Consider the following 15,889-nt stretch of genomic DNA (forward strand, 5'->3'; position numbering starts at 1 on the left):
ACGCGGCGGGGCCGGTCGCGGGGGTCGTGTCGGGGGCGGCGCGCGGGGGACGGGGGAGCTGTTTCGCCGAACCGGGGGGTTCGGTTCGGGGGCGGTCGTACACTGGCTCGCAGGGTTGAAAGCCCGTCCACCACAGGGACTTTGGGTGCGCTGGGGGTTAGCCGGAGCGTGTCCAGGTCTCCTGTTCGGGGGTCGAGGAGGACACATGACCGCCGTGCCGTCGCAGGATGTCCCGAAGCTGAAGGCCGCGCGGCCCTATCCGCCCCGGCGAGGGGCCAAGGGGTCCTTCCTGTGGAAGGCGGTGACCACCACCGATCCCAAGGTTCTCGGGATCATGTACCTGTTCACCGCGATGACCTTCTTCCTGATCGGCGGCGTCCTGGCGCTGCTCATGCGCAGCGAGCTGGCGCGGCCGGGGATGCAGTTCCTCTCGGCCGAACAGTTCAATCAGCTGTTCACCATGCACGGCACGATCATGCTGCTGTTCTACGCCACCCCGATCGTCTTCGGGTTCGCCAACGCGGTGCTGCCGCTGCAGATCGGCGCGCCGGACGTGGCGTTCCCGCGCCTGAACGCGTTCAGCTACTGGCTGTACCTGTTCGGCGCGACCATGGCCACGGCCGGCTTCATCACCCCCGGCGGGGCCGCTGACTTCGGCTGGACCGGATACACCCCGCTCAGCGACTTCACCCACTCGCCGGGCGTGGGGGCCGATCTGTGGATCATGGGCCTGGCCGTCTCCGGCGTCGGCACCATCCTCGGCGGCGTCAACATGATCACCACCGTGGTCTGCCTGCGCTGTCCCGGCATGACCATGTTCCGCATGCCGATCTTCACCTGGAACATCCTGGTGACGAGTGTGCTTGTGCTGCTTGCCTTCCCGATCCTGACCGCCGCGCTCCTGGCACTCGCGGTCGACCGGCATCTGGGCGGGCACATCTACGACGCCGCGAACGGCGGGGTGCTGCTGTGGCAACACCTGTTCTGGTTCTTCGGCCATCCCGAGGTGTACATCGTCGCGCTGCCGTTCTTCGGCATCGTGACCGAGATCTTCCCGGTCTTCAGCCGCAAACCGCTGTTCGGCTACTCGACCCTGGTGTACGCGACGCTCTCGATCGCCGCCCTGTCGGTCGCGGTGTGGGCGCATCACATGTACGCCACCGGCGCGGTGCTGCTCCCGTTCTTCTCGCTCATGACGTTCCTGATCGCGGTGCCGACCGGGGTGAAGTTCTTCAACTGGATCGGCACCATGTGGCGCGGGCAACTCACGTTCGAGACGCCCATGCTGTGGTCCATCGGCTTCCTGGTGACCTTCCTGTTCGGCGGCCTGTCGGGCGTGGTGCTCGCCTCGCCGCCGCTGGACTTCCACGTGTCCGACACCTATTTCGTGGTCGCGCACTTCCACTACGTGCTGTTCGGCACGATCGTGTTCGCGACGTTCGCCGGCATCTACTTCTGGTTCCCCAAGATGACCGGCAGGCTGATGGACGAGCGCCTGGGCAAGCTGCACTTCTGGACCACGTTCTTCGGCTTCCACCTGACGTTCCTGGTGCAGCACTGGCTGGGCAACGAGGGCATGCCCCGCCGCTACGTGGACTACCTGCCGTCCGACGGATTCACCACCCTGAACACCATTTCCACGGTCGGCTCGTTCGTGCTCGGCCTGTCGATGATCACGTTCGTGTGGAACGTCTTCAAGAGCTACCGCTACGGCGAGGTGGTGACCGTCGACGACCCCTGGGGCTACGGCAACTCCCTGGAGTGGGCGACGACCTGCCCGCCCCCGCGCCACAACTTCTTCGAGCTCCCCCGCATCCGCTCCGAACGCCCCGCCTTCGAACTCCACTACCCCCACATGGTCGAGCGCATGCGCACCGAAGCCCACGCCGGCTGGGGCAGCCGCACTCACGCGCCGGTCGTGGTCGACGCGCCCCCGATCGACGAACTGCCCCCCACCCTTCGAAAGGAATAGCCCGAATCCTCCGCATCGCCCCCGCGATCAGCGGCGAACCGCGCGGGAGGCAAGATAGCCGTGTGCTGCTTTCTGATCGCGACATCCGTACGGAGATCGCCGCCGGGCGTCTCGGGCTCGACCCGTTCGACCAGGCGCTGGTGCAGCCGTCGAGTATCGATGTGCGGCTGGACAGTCTGTTCCGGGTGTTCAACAACACGCGGTACACCCACATCGATCCCGCACAGCGGCAGGACGAGCTGACCACGCTGGTCGAGCCGACCCCCGGCGAGCCGTTCGTGCTGCACCCGGGTGAGTTCGTGCTGGGCTCCACCCTTGAGGTGTGCAGCCTGCCCGACGATCTGGCCGGGCGCCTGGAGGGCAAGTCGAGTCTGGGCAGGCTCGGTCTGCTGACCCATTCCACGGCGGGCTTCATCGATCCGGGCTTCAGCGGTCACATCACCCTGGAGCTGTCGAACGTGGCCAACCTGCCCATCACCCTGTGGCCGGGGATGAAGATCGGCCAGCTGTGCCTGTTCCGGCTGAGCAGCCCGGCCGAGAACCCGTACGGTTCGGCCGCGGCGGGCTCGAAGTACCAGGGCCAGCGCGGTCCGACCCCGTCCCGCGCGTACTTGAATTTTCAGTCCGTCAACGGCAACTGACCTGCCTTCTCCCTGCCTTTCACCGCGGTGCGCGCACGCGTATCACGGCCCCGGGCACGGTAACTCGGGCCCGATCTGCCCGCTTGCGGGTGTACGTAACGCTCGGCACGTCGTAAGGTGGCCCCGACAGGTACAGTGACCACACCGTGATGTTGTGGTTCCACCGCTCCGCGCCCGGTTTTCCGCGGGCGATTCGCAGGTGGCCCCGGGCCGCTCGCGGATCGGTGAGCGGGGCATACGAAATGGGCAGCAGATGAGTTCGGTACTGGGAGTTTCGGTGGGGTCCGGCGCTATTCGCGTCGCACGTCCGCTGGCTAACTCCACCGAGCACGCCACCGCCGAGAATTTCGACGTGCAGGCCGTGCCGGTCGGCGCCCGCCGGGTCGAGGAATTGGCCGCCGACGCGGTCGGGGCGATTCTGGCCGCGGATCCGCACATCGTCGCCACCGCCATCGCCTACCGCGACGAGCAGCACGCGCGCGCCATCCGGGCCGAGATGGCGCGGCGGCAGTTCACCAACTACGAGCTCATCCCCGATGTCGTTGCCGCCCTGGAGTTTCTGGAGTACTCCGGTGAGCTGCAGGGATACGGCACGGTGGCGCTGTACGACCTCGGCGCCTCCGGGCTGTCGGTGACGGTCGTCGACACCGGTTCGCGCCAGCTCGTCGTCACCGAGCGCACCAGCGACATCAGCGGCGACTACCTGGATTCGCTGATCCGCGAGCAGCAGATCGCCTCGGGCCGGATCGCGCATCCGCCGGACGCGGCCGGGCTGGCCGAGCTGGATTCGCTGTGCCGCCAGGCGAAAGAGCAGCTCTCGAGCAGCAGCGCCGTCGCTCTGCCCTCGACCGAGGGCCTGGTCCTGCTGTCGCAGGAGAACTTCGAAGCGCTGATCATGCTGGCCGTCGAATCCTCGGCGCGGATGACCCGCGATGTCATCCTGCGTTCGGAGCAGCCGGTGCAGGCCGTGGCGCTGGTCGGCGGCTGCGCTCAAATTCCGCTGGTGGCACGGGTTCTGCGGCGCTGGCTGGGTGTCCCGGTCATCGTGGCGCCCGGGCCGGGCAGTGTCGCCACGCGCGGCGCGGCCCTGCTGGCGCGCCCGGTGCGCCAGCGTCCGGCGAACGTGCCGTTCCCCAACGCCTTCGCGGATCCGACGCCCGCGCCGGTGCCCGCCGCGCCGTCCTGGCGTTCGCGCCGCACCGACCCGACGACCGGCCCGGGGGAGAAGTTCAGCCGCCGCCGGGAGATCAGCGTGGCCGGGGTCGCGGTGGGCGCGCTGGTCGTGGTCGCCGCCATCGGCGTCTCGATCGGCTGGGGTCCGCAAGTGCTGGAACACGATTCGCAGAGCAGCGACGCCGCGTCGAGTTCGATCCCGCCGACCACGACGCGCACGCCCGCCGTCGAGGCCACCACCGCACCGCCCACCACGAGCGAGGCCACCAACGAATCGCTGGCCGCCCCGCCGCCGCGGCAGGCCACGACCACCACCGACGCGGCTCCGCCGCCGCCCGGCCCCAACACCTTCACGATCATTCCGGGGCTGCCGCCGGTCGTGGTTCCGACGCTGCCGCCGCTGTTCCCGCAGCAGCCCGCGCCGTAGTCCGGCCACGCCCGCACGGCGGTTGTAGTCGCCCGCCTGTATTCACCCGCGCGGCAACCGTACTCACCCGCCGAGTCCGCCCCGTCGACTGCCAGAAAGGGGCGGACCCGGTGGATGCCGGCGCGCGCCTGCGCCGGTGCGAGGGCCGGCTGCGTTTCAGTCCTCGCTTCCGGTTCCCACCGCCAGAGCTGTCGTGACTATCACCGACAGGGGTGGGAGTTGAAGGTCACGGGTCGGAGGTACCACCCAGTGGCAGCCCTCACGCGTCCACCGGCCGAGTCCGGTGGGCAGCATGACGGCGCTGCCGACGGCGGGGATGCCGACGTCGAGCCGGTTGAGCGCCTCCAGGATCTGCACGCCCGGACGTGAATCCGGCTCCGCCAGAAAGCTCCAGCGGATCTGGCGCGCCAGCATGGGGCCGGTGCGCCGGCGCTGATGCAGTGCGGTGCGGACCTTTTCGGCGCGGGCCACGGGCAGGTGCACGACTGCGACGTGACCGGTGACCGGCAGCATGACGAATCCGCCGCGCTCGGCGACCGGGAGACCGGCTTCGTGCCGGTAGTACGACACCCAGTCCTGCACCGTTCTCAGCTTGTCCGCGTTCACCACCGGCTCCCTTACCTCCGCCTCCAGGGTCGCGGTTCTTACGGACGGGTGGGTATGCCCGCACACCCGCCTTACACTGCCCTTCCGCTGCCTTTATTGCCGATGCGCATAAAGCCTGGTACCAGCTGGGTTTCGGCTGTGGCCGTGGCCGGTTCTCGCTCGTACCCTGGACATCGGAGTTCGTTCGGAAGGATGACATCGTGGTCCGGCAGTGGTCAGGTAAAGAGGCCCGTGCCCTCCGCGATGCCAAACGAATGAGTATTCGGGAGTTCGCAGCACATTTGGGTGTGCACGAACGCCTGGTTTCGAAGTGGGAGGCCGGGGGGAATCGGGTACATCCCCGTCCCGTCAATCAAGCCGCTCTCGATACTTCCCTCGCCAGGTCCGACGAGATCGTTCGGGCACGGTTCGCGGCATTGATCGACCAGCCACTGATCGATCGGCCGTCCGTGCCGGATTTCGATGCGCGCCAAGGAGGTTCCCCCGCCGGGCAACCGACCGCGGCCGCGGCCAGCTATTCCAGCGACGCGGAACTGCTGGCGCTCGTGGATTCGGGTGCGATGAGGGGCGATGCGTTAGCGGCGATTTCGGAGAGGGATCTGATCATGGCGGCTGCTCATGAAGCGAGCGACCATGCCGGGAGGGCGGAGAGCACCAATGTGGGTCCGACCATGTTGGAGCAGCTCGACGCCGACGTCACGCGGATCGCGAACGATTACGTTCATGTGCCACCCGTGCCGATGATGGTGGAGATGCTGCGGGTGCGCCGCCGCGTCTACCGGCTGCTCGAGGGCCATCAACGCCCGGCCGACACCGGGCACCTGTATCTGCTGGCGGGGACGCTGTCGGGCTTGCTGGCCAACGCCAGCACCGATCTCGGCTACGTCGATGCCGCGGGCGAACAGGCAAGGGCCGCTTGGGCGTACGCGGAACTGTGCGAGCACAACGGATTACGGGCCTGGACCCGCGGCATGCAGGCGCTCATCGAGTACTGGTCCGAGCGCCCGCGGCGCGCGGTGCTGCTCGCCCAGAGCGGTCAGCAGTACGCGGAGTCGGTGACCGCGCGGGTGCGGTTGCACAACATCGAGGCTCGCATCTGGTCCAAACTGGGCAGCGTCGCCGACACCGAGCGCTGTATCCGCGCGGCCGACGCGGCCCGCGAGGGCAGTTCCAGCGACACCCTGCACGACGAGGTCGGCGGCGTCTTCGGCTTCAATCAGCCCAAGAGCCACTACTACGCGGGCGCGACCTATATCCACCTCGGTCAGGCCCAGCCCGCGCTGGCGGCGACCGAACGGGCCATCGACCTGTACGCCAACGGGCCCACCGAACAGCGCTCCTACGGCGCCGAATCCCTGGCCCGGGTGGACAGCGCGGCCGCGCACCTGATCAACGGCAGCCTGGACGGCGCGGCCGAGGCCCTGCAACCGGTCCTGCGCATGGACGAGGACAAGCGCATCGCCCAGCTGGAGGAGCGTCTCACCGGTCTGCGTCAGCGCCTGATCCGCCCGGAGTTCCGGGAGGCCACCGAGGCGCGCCGGCTGGACGAGCGGATCGAGGAGTTCTGCGGGACCACCGCGGCCAAGGGCATCCTGCCGCCGGATGCCGGGCGGTAGAGCGGCGGGTGTGGCGGCGCGCGGCCGGGTCCCGAAGTGGCCGGGCGGCGGAACTGGCACGATGGTCGGGTGAGCCCTTCCAGTCACCTACCGCACCGGTCCCCGCGCGTCTTGGAGCAGTCCACCAAGCTCCAGAACGTCGTCTACGAAATTCGGGGTCCGGTACACGCGCACGCGGCACGGCTGGAGGCCGAGGGGCATCGCATCCTCAAGCTGAACATCGGCAATCCCGCGCCGTTCGGGTTCGACGCCCCGGATGTGATCATGCGCGACATGATCGCGGCGCTGCCGTACGCGCAGGGCTATTCCGAGTCCAAGGGCATACTGCCCGCGCGCCGGGCGATCGTGACCCGCTACGAGCTGGTGCCGGGCTTCCCGGAATTCGATGTCGACGACGTCTACCTGGGCAACGGCGTCTCCGAGCTGATCACCATCACCATGCAGGCGCTGCTGAACAACGGTGACGAGGTGCTGCTGCCCGCGCCGGACTACCCGCTGTGGACGGCCATGACCAGCCTGGCGGGCGGCACGCCGGTGCACTACCTGTGCGACGAGTCCAACGGCTGGCAGCCCGACATCGCCGACATGGAATCGAAGATCACCGACAAGACCAAGGCCATTGTCGTGATCAACCCGAACAATCCGACGGGTGCGGTGTATTCGTCGGAGGTGCTGCAGCAGATCGTGGATCTGGCGCGCAAGCATCAGCTGCTGCTGCTCGCGGACGAGATCTACGACAAAATCCTGTACGACGACGCCAAGCACGTGTCGCTCGCGTCGCTGGCGCCGGATCTGCTGTGCCTGACGTTCAACGGTCTGTCCAAGGCTTACCGGGTCGCGGGATATCGCTCGGGCTGGCTGGTGATCACCGGTCCGAAGGACCACGCGGAGGGCTTCCTCGAGGGCATCTCGCTGCTGGCCTCCTCGCGCCTGTGCCCGAATGTGCCCGCGCAACACGCGATCCAGGTGGCCCTCGGCGGGCATCAGAGCATCGAGGACCTCATCCTGCCCGGCGGGCGACTACTCGAGCAGCGCGATGTGGCGTGGGAGCAGCTCAACACGATCCCGGGTGTCTCTTGTGTGAAGCCGCGCGGGGCGCTCTACGCCTTCCCCCGGCTGGACCCGGAAGTGCATGAGATCCACGACGATTCGAAGCTGGTGCTGGACCTGCTGCTGCAGGAGAAGATCCTGATGGTGCAGGGCACGGGCTTCAATTGGCCGCATCACGACCACTTGCGGATCGTCACCCTGCCGTGGGCGCGCGACCTGTCGGTGGCCATCGAGCGGTTCGGTAACTTCCTCGCGGGATACCGCCAGTAGCCCTGAACTGGGCATATGACCAGTGGCGCACAAGTGACACGGTCAAAAACAAACCGCTGGTACGAAAAAGTTCGGTTTTTAGAGACTTAGCTAGCGCAAAGAACCGCCTTTTGTGTACAGTGGGACTCGGCACTCAGGTGCCCGACCGGACCGCCTACCCCCCCTGGGCCGTCCGGTCCTGGATTGGCAGGCCTACCCCCCCTGGGCCGCCGATCCCCGGGCGGCGGAGACATCCCCCTGCTCTCCGCCGCCCCCTCCCACTTTCTCCGTCCCGCCTCGGGACAGCCCTTCGTACTTCGAGAACGATTGTCGTTTAGGCTCCCCGAGTGAGCGATCACCATCATCACCATTCCCACGACCATTCGGGACCGCTAGCGATCGGCGCGACCGCCGCCCGCGTGGTCGTCGGCCTGCTCGCCGTCATCGGCGTGCTGGTCGTGGCCGGTCTGGTGTGGCTGTGGCCCAGCGCGCAACAGGTCGACATCCCGCTGCCCATGCAGAGCGCGGGCGGCGGCGCGGTCACCACCGAGGCCGGCACCGTCGTCATGCAGGACATCGGTCCCTGCGGCAGCCCGTCGATCGGCCGGGTCTTTCCCGACGAGCCGCAGCAGCCGCGCAACAACTCCTACACCTGCGAACGCAGCATCGTCACCATCGACTCCGGACCGCACGAGGGCAACAAGACCCTCTTCGAAATCGCCAAGGGCCCGGGGCAACCGCAACTGCACGTCGGGGATTCGCTGCGCATCGTGCGCCAGAGCGACGCCTCCGGCGTGCCCATGTACTCCTTCGACGACTACGCGCGCGGGCTACCGCTGTCCATCATCGTGATCGTCTTCGCGGTCGTGATCATCGCGGTGGCGCGGTGGCGCGGCCTGCGGGCGCTCATCGGCCTCGTCTTCGCCTTCGGCGTCGTCGTGAAGTTCCTTCTCCCAGCGCTTTTGGACGGCAAGCCGGCTATTCCGGTCGCCCTGGTCTCGGGCGCGCTGATCCTCTACGCGGTGCTGTACCTGGCGCACGGGGTGAATCTGCGGACCAGCTCCGCGCTGCTGGGCACCCTAGCCTCGATGGTGGTGGCCGCGGTGCTGTCCTGGGTGGCCCTGGAGATGACGCACCTGACCGGGTTGTCCGAGGAACAGAACACCAACGTCGCCACCTACCTGCAGCACGTCAGCATCACCGGATTGCTGTTGGCGGGCTTCATCATCGGCTCCCTCGGCGTGCTCAACGACGTGACCATCACCCAGGCGTCCGCCGCCTTCGAACTGGCGGCGCTGGACGAGAAGGCCACGCGCCGAAGCATTTTCGGATCCGCCATGCGGGTGGGCCGGGACCACATCGCCAGTACCGTCTACACGCTGGTGCTCGCCTACGCCGGTGGCGCGCTGCCGCTGCTGCTGCTGTTCAGCGTGGCGGGCCGCTCGATCGGCGACGTCCTCACCGGTGACGCGGTCGGCATCGAGATCGCGCGATCCGCTGTCGGCGGCATCGCACTCGCCCTGTCCGTACCGCTGACCACCGCCATCGCGGTCATGCTGGCCCGGCCGTTCGGCCACAAGCCCGCGCTGAGCAAGACCGGCGGCGGACCGCGCCGGACGGGTGGCGGAACGCGCACCGGCGCCCGGGCGGGCGCCGGAGCCAAGCGCCCGGTCGCGGACAGCGGGACGGGCGGGGCACGCCGCCCGCGCGCCGCGGGAGCGGGCGGACCGGAAACGGGCGCGCTGCGCAAGGAGCGCCCGGCGGCCGGGACGACCCCGCCTTCGGGTGCGCCGCAGGCGAATCCGTCCTATCCGGGCAGTCCGCCGAGTCCGGACCAGCCGCCCGCGCCCTGGTCCCTGCGCGCGAATTCGGGGGGTGCGGGCAATGCCCAGGACATCACCGATCCGCGCCATCCGATCACCGGCGGGATCCCGAGGCCGCTGCCGCCCAACCCCATTCAGCAGCCGCCGCCCACCGGTCCGGCGAGTGGTTTCGACCCGTGGAACTCCACGCCCGGGCCGGGTGCGGGTGAGCGGCCGGATCGCGGTACCGGCTGGGGCTCGGGAACCGATGCGGCTCAGCCGAATACGCCGCCGGATTCGGACGACCCGCCGCGCCCGCGCGGCGGCAGGCACTCTCGGCCCTGATCGGGGTTTCCGCTCGGTAACCACTGCGGAATCGGGGCCGAAGTCGCTGACACGCTGGGCGTGTGGATTCCCGCTGTTAGGGGTGTGATCGAGTACGGTGACCGTGCGGTGCGAGTTGCTCCGCAATTGCCACAATTCCGGTTCATCGCAGGTGCCAGGTTCCGGGTCCGGAGGATGCTCCGCATCGTGCCCCGTGACCCGCCGGCCTTCGAGCGACCGGGTGCGAAAACAGCTGCGAGAGTGGTGTTCCGGGGTTGGATCACCACTCTCGCAGCGTTCTGTTCAGGCCGTTCCGGCGCTCTTCAGGCCGGTCGTGCGCTCAGAGTCGCTGCCACAGAGCGGGAGTCGCGGTCGGCATCCAGTTCGGGTCGTACACCGTGTGCGCCTGCCGGCACCGGTACCTGGCGCCCTGATAGGTGACCACGTCGCCGACGGCGTACTTGCCGCCCACCAGCCATTCGTCGCCGGCGGGCTTGTCCGTGGTGGTGGGCGCCGTGGTGGTCGGGTGCTGATGGGTGGTGGTCACCGGCGGCTGCGTGGTCGCGGGGGGCGTGGTGACCGGCGGTTTGGTGGTGACCGGGGGCTTGGTGGTCGGCGGCACGGTCGTGGGCGGCGCGGTGGTGGGACGCGTTGTGGTGGGCGGGTTTCCGCCGCCGCCACCGATCTGCACGTCCACGCACGAGTAGAAGGCCGCGGCGGTGTCGCCGATGTTCCAGATGGCCAGCAGCTTCTGACGGCCGGTGAAATTGCCGAAATCGATGGTGTGCGTGGTGCCCTGCGCGGGCTGCTGCATGTTGCCGTCGAACACGCCGAGCCGGGTGTTGCCGATGTAGTACTCCCAGTTCAGCGTCCGGTGATTGGCGGTGAACGTCCAGCTGAAGGTCGCGGTCTTGCCGACCGGCTGGACCTTCCAGGGCTTGGAATCGTCGTCCAGATCGGCGAATTGGCCGAGATTCGCGCTGCAGTTGCGCAGGCCCTTGGGGCCCTCCACGCTCTGCGGTTCGTACTTGATCGCGCCGCAGGACACGGTGCCCGCGGCACACTGCGCCTGTCTGCTGAAGGTCGTGATGTAGCCGTGCGCCTGGGCGTCACCGGCGGGCAGCAATGCCAGAATGGGCGAAATGCCCAGGGCGGCCCCGACAATGGACAGTCTTCTACTAACCACGTGAAACTCCTTGCGAGAGTGAGACAGCGGGGGGCCCGCACGCTGTCTCGTGACATAGCTGTGACGTGATCTGGATCACTTTGAAGCAGAATCGTGCTCTAAAAGATATGGTCCGGCAACGCGTTGGTCAAGCGTCCTAGCTCAGAAGATCGAAAATTCGTTGCGCACAGCAAACTTCGGTTCGCTCGTAGCAAACCTGACTCGTAAGTAGCTGGGAAAACGCTGAATTCAGACCGTCGAGCGGGCCGCCACGCAGAGAGCCGACACGCCGTCGGCGTCGGTGGCGAAATGGTCGAAGCCGCTCGGGACCCCGAATTCGGCGAAGGAGACCTCGGAATCCGGGACGGGCAGCGCCGGGACCGGAATGCGCACGGCGGCATGCAGATCCCGGACCTGCGTCAGCTCGATCACCCGCCGGGCGTTGTCGGCGCGCACACCGCCGCAGGCCATCACGTCGATGCGGCCGTCCGCGAGGTTCACCAATTGCGTGATCAGCGGGACGCCGTCCAGGACCGAGTCCTGCCTGCCCGAGGTGAGCAGCCGGGTGAAGCCCGAATCCAGCAGCAGATCGAAGCCGGCGAACGGGTCGGCGCACACGTCGAACGCGCGGTGGAACGTGACCTCGATGCCGTCGGCGGCGGCAAGTAGCTCGGCGTTGGCCGACGCGTCCAGATTGCCGCGTTCGTCGAGCACCCCGACCACGACCCCGTGCGCGCCCACCCGCCGCGCCAGCTCGACGTCGGCCCGCATGAGCGCCACCTCCTCGGCGGAATAGCGAAAGTCGCCCGGGCGCGGCCGGATCAGGACGTGCACCTCGGTGTCGACCACTTCCAGCACCGCTGCCTCGATCAATGCCGCGCTCGGAGTCAGTCCGCCCACCGACAATCCGCTGCACAGTTCGACGCGATCCGCCCCCGCCGCCTCCGCGATCCGCACCCCGGCCATCGACTCCACGCCGATCTCCACCCGCACCGCCCGCGTCTCCGTCATACCTTGCAGTATGGGCGAAAACCCGCGACGGCGTTTGCCAACGATTAACGACTGTTGTCTGAAGATCAGCGTTCAGCGCGGTGTCGTCCACGTGCGCTCGCGGTGAAGAAGCCGTGCGCCGCGGTCCGGACGCGGTGGGTCCCGCCGCGTGGTGCGCCCGCCGGGGACCCGGGCTGAGCAGGGGTGGAACGACAGCGGAGTGGGCGGCGGCAGCCGCGCCCGAGGCGCGCGAAACGCAAAGGGCGCGCTACCGGGTCGGTAGCGCGCCCTCGACTGTCAGGCGATGCGGGTCAGCTCTTCTTGCCCGGGGCCTTCATGCCGGACTTGAAGCCGAGCCCACCGGGCTTGGCGGCCGGGGGATTGGCCGCGCCGTTCGCCTCGGTGCCGTTCGCCTCGGTGCCGTTGGCGGCCGGGGTGCCGTTGGTCTCGGGAGCGCTGGTCTCGGCCGGAGCCGCAACCGCTTCCTCGACCTCGTCGGCCGGAGCCGAAGTGGCCGGTGCCGCAGGCACTTCGGCGGCCGGAGCCGCCGGAGCCGCCGGAGCGGCAGCGCCGGGCGCCTTGGTGGTCGGGCGCTTGAGGCCGGACTTCATGGCCAGGCCCTTGGGGGCGATGGACGGCTTGGCCTCGGCGGGCGCCGCCGACGCCGGGGCCGCGGGTGCCTCGGTCGCCGGAGCCTCGGCAGCCGGTGCCTCGGCCGGAGCGGCGGGGGCCGCCGGAGCCGCTGCGCCGGGCGCCTTGGTGGTCGGGCGCTTGAGGCCGGACTTCATGGCCAGGCCCTTGGGCGCGATGGACGGCTTGGCTTCGGCGGGCGCCTCGGCGGCGGGAGCCGCGGCGGCCGGAGCCGATTCCGCCGGTGCCGCAGCGGTTTCGGCCTTCGCGCCGGGCGCCTTGGCGGCGCCCTTCATGGCCAGACCCTTACCGGGGGCCTTCGCCGGACCCTTCATGGCCAGGCCCTTGACGGGAGCGGCCGGAGCCGCCGAGGCCTCGGGAGCCGTTGCCGCGGACTCGGTTTCGGCGGCGGCGGGGGCCGCGGCCTTCGCACCGGGTGCCTTGGCGGGACCCTTCATGGCCAGGCCCTTGCCGCCCGGAGCCTTGAGGCCGCCCTTCATGCCCAGGCCCTTGGCCGGAGCGGGCGCGGCCGGGGCCTCCGCCGAATCGGTTGCCGCGGCGGCGGTCTCGGCGGCGGGGGCCTTAGCACCCGGAGCCTTCAGACCGCCCTTCATGCCCAGACCCTTGCCGCCGGGGGCCTTGAGGCCGCCCTTCATACCCAGACCGCCACCCGCGGGCGCGGCCTTGGCCTCGGCCGGAGCCGCCTCGGCCACAACCTCGGGCTCGGGCTCGGGCTCGGCGACCGGTTCGGGTTCTTCGACCTTGGGGACCTGAATGACCTTCAGGTTCTCGGTCATCGCGGCCGCGTCGATCCGGTCGATGGACTGCAGCATCAGCTGCGCGACATCGACGACCTCGACACCCTGACCGACCTCGCCACCATCCTTACGGGCGGTGACACCGTCGGTGAGCATGACGCGGCAGAACGGGCAACCGGTCGCGATCATCGACGGCTCGTTACCACCGTTCAACGCATCCAGGGCCTCGTCGACACGGTCGACGTTGATGCGCTTGCCGAGCTGCTCTTCCATCCACATCCGCGCGCCACCGGCGCCACAGCACATCGAACGCTCACCGTGGCGCGGCATCTCCAGCAGCTTCGAGCCCGAGGCCTCCATGAGTTCACGCGGGGCGTCGTAGATCTTGTTGTGCCGGCCCAGATAGCACGGGTCGTGGTAGGTGACGTTCTGCGCGACCGGGGACACCGGGATCAGTTTCTTGGCCCGCACCAGACGATTGAGCAACTGCGTGTGGTGCACGACCTCGTAGGTGCCACCCACCTGCGGGTACTCGTTGTTCAACGCGTTGAAGCAGTGCGCGCAGGTGACGACGATCTTCTTCTTCGCCTGCTCCACACCCTCGAACAACGAGTTCAACACCTCGATGTTCTGCATCGCCAACTGCTGGAACAAGAACTCGTTACCCGCACGACGCGCCGAGTCACCGGTGCAGGTCTCCTCCTGACCCAACACCATGAACTTCACACCCGCGGTCGCCAAAAGCTCGGCCACGGCCTTGGTGGTCTTCTTCGCCCGATCCTCGTAGGCGCCGGCGCAACCCACCCAGAACAGGTACTCGTACCCGTCGAACGAGTCGGCGTCCTTGCCGTAGACCGGGATCTCGAAGTCGACCTCGTTGATCCAGTTCAACCGGTCCTTGGCGTTCTGACCCCACGGGTTGCCCTTGTTCTCCAGGTTCTTGAACAACCCCGCGAGCTCGGACGGGAACTCCGACTCGATCAACACCTGATACCGGCGCATGTCGATGATGTGATCGACATGCTCGATATCGACCGGGCACTGCTCCACACACGCACCACAGGTCGTGCACGACCACAACACCTCGGGATCGATGATCCCGTTGACATCCTCGTGCCCGACCAGCGGACGCTCCGCCTCCGCCCGCGCCTCGGCCGAAATCTTCGCCAGCGCAGCCTCGTTCGGCTTGCCCTCGGCGTCGACGAGACCGATCTCGTCGCCGCCCATGTCCTTGCGGCCGCCGGCCAGCAGGTACGGGGCCTTGGCGTAGCCGTGGTCACGCAGCGACATGATCAGCAGCTTCGGCGACAGCGGCTTACCGGTGTTCCACGCGGGGCACTGGGACTGGCAGCGACCGCACTCGGTGCAGGTGGTGACGTCGAGGATGTCCTTCCAGGAGAAATCCTCGAACTTGCCGACGCCGAAGGTGTCGTTGTCCGGATCCGCGGTCTCCATGTCGATCGGCTTGCCGCCGGACATCATGGGCTTGAGCGCGCCCAGCGCGACGTCGCCGTCGGCCTCGCGCTTGAAGTAGATGTTCGGGAACGCCGAGAAGCGGTGCCACGCAACACCCCAGGTGACGTTGCGGCCGACCAGCAGCAGGAACAGCGCGCCGGAGAGCAGCTTGATGAGCGCGAAGATCGAGACCATGGTCGGGCTCGCGGGCAGCAGCTTGGCGACCTGCTCGGTGAAGAAGTCGGACCAGGTGGTCGAGTGCCCGTAGGTCGCGATCTTGCCGGACTTCACGAAGATCATGCCCAGGCCCTCGACGAGCACGATGGACTCGATCACGTAGGCGGGCGCGAACTTCGAACCGCTGAAGCGGGACAGGCGCTCCGGCTTCCGGGGGTGGTTCAGCTGGCGAATGATGATCAGCGTCACGATGCCGATGACCGTGCCGATGCCCAGGACCTCGTCCACGAAGTGGTAGATGCCCCAGGAACCGATGATGGGCCAATGGAATTCGGGGTTGAAGACCTGGCCGTAGGCCTCGAACCAGAGGATGAAGCCGGCCAGGAAGCCGATCATCACCAGCCAGTGGGCCCAGCCGACGGTGCGGAACTTGTTCATGCGCGTGTGCGCGAGGAACTCGACCAGCATTGTCTTCAGACGCGGGACGAACGGCCGCCACCGGTCAGGTGCGGACTGGCCGACCATGATGGTTCGCACGATGCTGCGTGCGCCGCCGATCAACGATGCCCAACAGAAGATTGTGAGCACCGCCCCAATCGTGCCCAGTGTCACTGTCAGGGCATTCATGTCGCGACCTTTCTACCGGTTCAACAAGCTCTCCGAGGGCGGACGGGTTCCGTCCTGGTGGCTTGTATCCTAACGAACAGTAAGTTACTCGCCGGTAACTTAACTGTCCAGCGTGTTCCCACACCGTAAATCCCGGCAAATCCGGAATGAAACAAAGGGCAGGCTTACTTCGAAACCAGTTCTGATTCAGGGTGAAAGCGATCTCGCTTCGAGAGGTTGCTTCGACT

9 protein-coding genes and 1 pseudogene are annotated in these 15,889 nt (G+C 68.0%); 6 read left to right on the top strand and 4 right to left on the bottom strand.

Going from position 1 to position 15,889, the window contains the following annotated elements; all coding sequences use genetic code 11:
- Positions 1-205 precede the first annotated feature (205 nt).
- From ctaD to ACWIGI_RS22745, 3 genes are all read left to right on the top strand, one after another.
- On the top strand, positions 206-1,972 hold the full coding sequence (gene ctaD / locus ACWIGI_RS22735) for an aa3-type cytochrome oxidase subunit I (RefSeq protein WP_454204449.1): 1,767 nt from the start codon (positions 206-208) through the stop codon (positions 1,970-1,972).
- A 62-nt stretch (positions 1,973-2,034) separates the two neighbouring features.
- Positions 2,035-2,613, top strand: coding sequence for a dCTP deaminase (dcd, locus tag ACWIGI_RS22740; protein WP_454204450.1), 579 nt, complete (start codon positions 2,035-2,037; stop codon positions 2,611-2,613).
- Positions 2,614-2,866: 253 nt separating this feature from the next.
- Entirely contained in the window at positions 2,867-4,213 is a 1,347-nt protein-coding gene (locus tag ACWIGI_RS22745; protein ID WP_454204451.1) for an Hsp70 family protein, read from the top strand.
- 156 nt (positions 4,214-4,369) lie between these two features.
- Here ACWIGI_RS22745 and ACWIGI_RS22750 read toward each other — a convergent pair whose 3' ends face one another.
- On the bottom strand, positions 4,370-4,819 hold the full coding sequence (locus ACWIGI_RS22750) for a hypothetical protein (RefSeq protein ID WP_454204452.1): 450 nt from the start codon (positions 4,817-4,819) through the stop codon (positions 4,370-4,372).
- Positions 4,820-5,490: 671 nt separating this feature from the next.
- Between ACWIGI_RS22750 and ACWIGI_RS22755 the strand changes: the two genes are divergently transcribed.
- From ACWIGI_RS22755 to ACWIGI_RS22765, 3 genes and pseudogenes are all read left to right on the top strand, one after another.
- The gene (locus ACWIGI_RS22755) at positions 5,491-6,435 is read left to right on the top strand and encodes an XRE family transcriptional regulator (protein WP_454204453.1); all 945 of its coding nucleotides are present in this window, start codon (positions 5,491-5,493) and stop codon (positions 6,433-6,435) included.
- 69 nt (positions 6,436-6,504) lie between these two features.
- The gene (locus tag ACWIGI_RS22760) at positions 6,505-7,755 is read left to right on the top strand and encodes a pyridoxal phosphate-dependent aminotransferase (protein ID WP_454204454.1); all 1,251 of its coding nucleotides are present in this window, start codon (positions 6,505-6,507) and stop codon (positions 7,753-7,755) included.
- Positions 7,756-8,081: 326 nt separating this feature from the next.
- Positions 8,082-9,329, top strand: a pseudogene (locus ACWIGI_RS22765) (YibE/F family protein); the annotation flags it as partial.
- 871 nt (positions 9,330-10,200) lie between these two features.
- Here ACWIGI_RS22765 and ACWIGI_RS22770 read toward each other — a convergent pair.
- The 3 genes from ACWIGI_RS22770 to ACWIGI_RS22780 form a co-directional block, all read right to left on the bottom strand.
- Entirely contained in the window at positions 10,201-11,046 is an 846-nt protein-coding gene (locus tag ACWIGI_RS22770) for a lytic polysaccharide monooxygenase (protein WP_454204455.1), read from the bottom strand.
- Positions 11,047-11,274: 228 nt separating this feature from the next.
- Complete coding sequence (locus tag ACWIGI_RS22775) at positions 11,275-12,036, bottom strand: copper homeostasis protein CutC (protein ID WP_454204456.1); 762 nt, start codon at positions 12,034-12,036, stop codon at positions 11,275-11,277.
- Positions 12,037-12,326: 290 nt separating this feature from the next.
- Positions 12,327-15,662, bottom strand: coding sequence for a (Fe-S)-binding protein (locus ACWIGI_RS22780; RefSeq protein ID WP_454204457.1), 3,336 nt, complete (start codon positions 15,660-15,662; stop codon positions 12,327-12,329).
- Positions 15,663-15,889: the final 227 nt, after the last annotated feature.

The organism is Nocardia sp. NPDC055321, from assembly GCF_053645575.1.

Excerpts from the sequence above, each read along its gene's own strand:
- ctaD (WP_454204449.1), top strand. The coding sequence starts at position 206 with ATGACCGCCGTGCCGTCGCAGGATGTCCCGAAGCTGAAGGCCGCGCGG.
- ACWIGI_RS22745 (WP_454204451.1), top strand. The coding sequence starts at position 2,867 with ATGAGTTCGGTACTGGGAGTTTCGGTGGGGTCCGGCGCTATTCGCGTC.
- ACWIGI_RS22755 (WP_454204453.1), top strand. The coding sequence starts at position 5,491 with ATGTTGGAGCAGCTCGACGCCGACGTCACGCGGATCGCGAACGATTAC.
- ACWIGI_RS22775 (WP_454204456.1), bottom strand. The coding sequence starts at position 12,036 with ATGACGGAGACGCGGGCGGTGCGGGTGGAGATCGGCGTGGAGTCGATG.
- ACWIGI_RS22780 (WP_454204457.1), bottom strand. The coding sequence starts at position 15,662 with ATGAATGCCCTGACAGTGACACTGGGCACGATTGGGGCGGTGCTCACA.